4 protein-coding genes and 1 riboswitch are annotated in these 3,546 nt (G+C 33.1%); of the genes, 2 read left to right on the forward strand and 2 right to left on the reverse strand.

What is annotated here, in order from left to right; all coding sequences use genetic code 11:
- Positions 1-174 precede the first annotated feature (174 nt).
- Entirely contained in the window at positions 175-756 is a 582-nt protein-coding gene (locus J5G60_RS17340) for a GDSL-type esterase/lipase family protein (protein ID WP_150358371.1), read from the forward strand.
- 136 nt (positions 757-892) lie between these two features.
- On the forward strand, positions 893-1,084 hold the full coding sequence (locus tag J5G60_RS17345) for a hydrolase (RefSeq protein WP_150358370.1): 192 nt from the start codon (positions 893-895) through the stop codon (positions 1,082-1,084).
- Positions 1,085-1,148: 64 nt separating this feature from the next.
- Here J5G60_RS17345 and J5G60_RS17350 read toward each other — a convergent pair whose 3' ends face one another.
- Positions 1,149-1,730, reverse strand: coding sequence for a YdcF family protein (locus tag J5G60_RS17350; protein ID WP_150358369.1), 582 nt, complete (start codon positions 1,728-1,730; stop codon positions 1,149-1,151).
- 185 nt (positions 1,731-1,915) lie between these two features.
- Positions 1,916-3,322: an NCS2 family permease gene (locus J5G60_RS17355; RefSeq protein WP_150358368.1), complete on the reverse strand. Its 1,407-nt coding sequence runs from the start codon at positions 3,320-3,322 to the stop codon at positions 1,916-1,918.
- Positions 3,323-3,396: 74 nt separating this feature from the next.
- Positions 3,397-3,498, reverse strand: a riboswitch (purine riboswitch).
- Between the last annotated feature and the right edge of the window lie 48 nt (positions 3,499-3,546).

Below are 3,546 nucleotides of genomic sequence, written 5' to 3' on the forward strand. Positions count from 1 at the left end.
AAATTATATAATTCAATATATTAATTTCAATTTATCTTTTAATATTCGTTTAATTTGAAATTGTATAATCATTTATGTGAATAATGTTCATATCATATCGAACATTATTCACAGGTAAACAAAACCACGGCAATTAATTCTAAAAGCTGTGAAAAATAAGGAGGTAATCAAAAAATGAAATTAGTATGTATAGGGGACAGTTTAACTTTTGGATATGGTGTTCCCGCAAATGACAATTGGGTGTCGCTTATAAAAGAACCCCTCCAAATGGAGGTATTGAATAAAGGCGCAAACGGAGATACAACCTCAGGAATGTTATCCCGTTCTTACGAAGATGTAATAAAAAATCATCCCAATTACGTACTGATCATGGGTGGAAGCAATGATTTCATGAGCAACAGACCTTTAAATATGGTAACAGACAATATAGCATTGATTGTAAAAGATGCCGTAAATTCTGATATAATTCCAATAATAGGAATAGAACCGGCTATAAACAAAGGTATAGCAATAAAAAGATGGGACGACATTCTAAACTATGACAGAATAAATGAGCTCCAAAAAGATTACAGAAATTGGATAATAACATTCTGTAGTGAAAATAAATTTCATTACATAGATTACTATAAATGTTTTCTTGAAAAATTAAAAGATACAAGTGCAAATCATCTATTTATAGATGGCTTACACCCATCATTATCAGGGCATAGATTAATGGCAGAGTGTACAATAAATTTCTTTAAATCCTCAGTGTAACCTTCTATATATAGGCTATTCTTTATTGACATTTTGCATATAAAGTGATACATTTAAAATGTAATATGAGTTATATATCACTCATTAATGGAATATAGCATATAGTATATTAATATCATATGGGGGGATTATTAAAATGAATACTACTTCCTGCTTTTCCAGGATACCTGAAGACTTACAAAAACAGGTTGACGAGTTGATTTCCAAATCTGGACTTTCAGCAAAGGATTTCATAAAGGAATTAGCTTATTGTTATAATATAGAAGATGCAAAATCAGATTCGATAGTATTAGATTATTCAAATTACTGGAATAGTTTCGTGGATTAAAAATATGCCTCATAAATCTAGATTATGAGGCATATTTTTATAACTCTACAGTTAAAATCAAATTTTAATTCAATTTGAGAATGTAATACTTCCAAACAGCTGGTATCTCTCTAATATATCCACTAATTTCCTGAGTTTTATAGGAGGATATAAACACTCCCGAATAACTTCCTTTTATATCCTGACTCTTTGCCATCAAAGATGCTCTTTTCAAGTGATACTTATTAGATACTATCACAGCACTGTGAAACCCCATTGCATTCATTATTTTTTTAGAGTTTATTAAATTCGCCATAGTAGATGAAGATTTATCCTCTACTATTATCTTTGAATTATCCATGCCTTTGGACAATAAATACTGTCTCATAGCTTCAGCTTCAGATATACTTTCTCCTTCACCCTTTCCTCCGGATACAATAATATATCTTCCATAGCCTTTATTATAAAGCTCAAGCCCTCTATTCAACCTCCCCATTAAAAATGGGCTGGGGGTTGTGCCGTATACTCTGCACCCAAGTACAATTATACAATCCGATCTTTCAGGCTTCGTATCTTCCCCAAAAAACACTATTTGAAATTCCGTCAACAAAACGGCCACAAATGCTATAGTGATAAAACACACTGCAAATTTCAATTTACGGCTCATTTAAAAAACCACCTATCGCCTATCATTTACAATATCATAGTTTATTGAAAACGAAATTTCAACCTCTTATTCCTATATTTAATATTTTATTAATGTCTACAATAAACAAAGTATCACCCTGGATTTCAGGTGAAAAACATATTTCTCATGAATAAATTTTTCACCTAAATCCCAGAATAGTTCAATTAAAGCATAGCAAATCTAAATATAAAAAGTGCTGCAAGTACATATACTATTGGATGAACTTCCTTATATTTTCCTGTAACTAATTTAACTATCGGATAAAATATTATAGCTGCAGCAATACCATTTGCTATACTATAACTAAAAGGCATAAAAGCTATGGCAAAAAAAGCTGGAAGAGCTTCTGTAAAATCACTGAAGTCTATTTTGGTAACTACTCCCATCATAAGTGCACCTACGATTATAAGTGCTGGAGCTGTAGCCTCAGTTGGAACTATTCCTACAAGACCAGAGAAAAATAATGACAGTATGAATAATATTCCCACAGTAAAAGATGTAAGCCCTGTTCTTCCTCCTGCTGTAACACCGGCAGTGGATTCCACATATGTATTTACCGTACTGGTCCCAAGCAAAGATCCTATTGTAGTTGCCAGTGCATCTGACAAAAGTGCCTTGTGCATGTTTTTAACTTTCCCGTCTTTATCTACCATTCCAGCTTTTTCAGCTGTTCCCACAAGAGTACCTATGGTATCAAACAGATCTACCAGGGTAAAAGTTATGATTACCATAATCAAACTTGTAACAGCACCTACCATACCTGCTTTTCCTATTCCCAGAAGTCCTTTAAAATCGAAGGCAAAAAGCGTAGGCGAAAGTGAAGGTGGAGCACTTATAAGCTGTATACCTGAAGTGTGGGTTACCCCAAAAGGTATGCCGATTATAGTAGTTAAAATTATGCCTATGAGTATGGATCCTTTTACATTTCTTGCCATAAGTATAGCTGTAATTAAAATACCTATGATTGCAACAAGTACATGAGGTGTGGTCAGTTTGCCAAAAGCGACTAAAGTAGCAGGATCAGATATAACAATACCTGCATTTTTAAGACCTATAAGAGCTATAAATAATCCTATACCACCTGATATGGCCAATTTCAAATTATAAGGAAGAGCATTGACAATTTTTTCCCTTATAGATGTAACTGTAATTATTATAAATATTATCCCCGATACCAAAACTGCCGCCAATGCCTGCTGCCATCTATATCCCATTCCTATACAAACACTATAGGTAAAGAATGCATTGAGTCCCATACCAGGTGCCTGTGCAAAAGGAAGGTTTGCATAAAGTGCCATCACAAAAGTTCCAATAGCTGCCGCTATACAGGTTGCTACAAATATCGATGCAACCACGGGATCATTGATTGCAGAAAGTCCTGCCTTAACTGCAGCATCTCCCATAAGATTCTTACTGTTCATACCAGCCTGCATAAGTACGCTGGGATTCACAAAAATTATATAAGCCATGGTAATAAAAGTAGTAACGCCCGCTAAAATTTCTGTTCTTGCATCAGTGTGATTCTCAGTTAATTTAAAAAATGAATCCAGTTTAGATCTTTCAACTTCCATGTTGATACCTCCAAAATAAAAAATTTCTAATATGAATTATGGAATAATCCAAATTAGAAAATACTTGAAATATTTTCTTCCCGGAATCCACTCATAGTCAGAAGTTTTGGCCTTCTGGTAGAAACTCTTGAACCATATTATATCAAGATTATACGAATGTTTTTCAAAAGAATTTATTAAATTTACGTAATTATATTAACATCATATATATAATAAGTCAATAT

Source organism: Clostridium sp. HV4-5-A1G (assembly GCF_900184915.1).
Taxonomy (GTDB): Bacteria; Bacillota; Clostridia; order Clostridiales; family Clostridiaceae; genus Clostridium_B; species Clostridium_B aromativorans.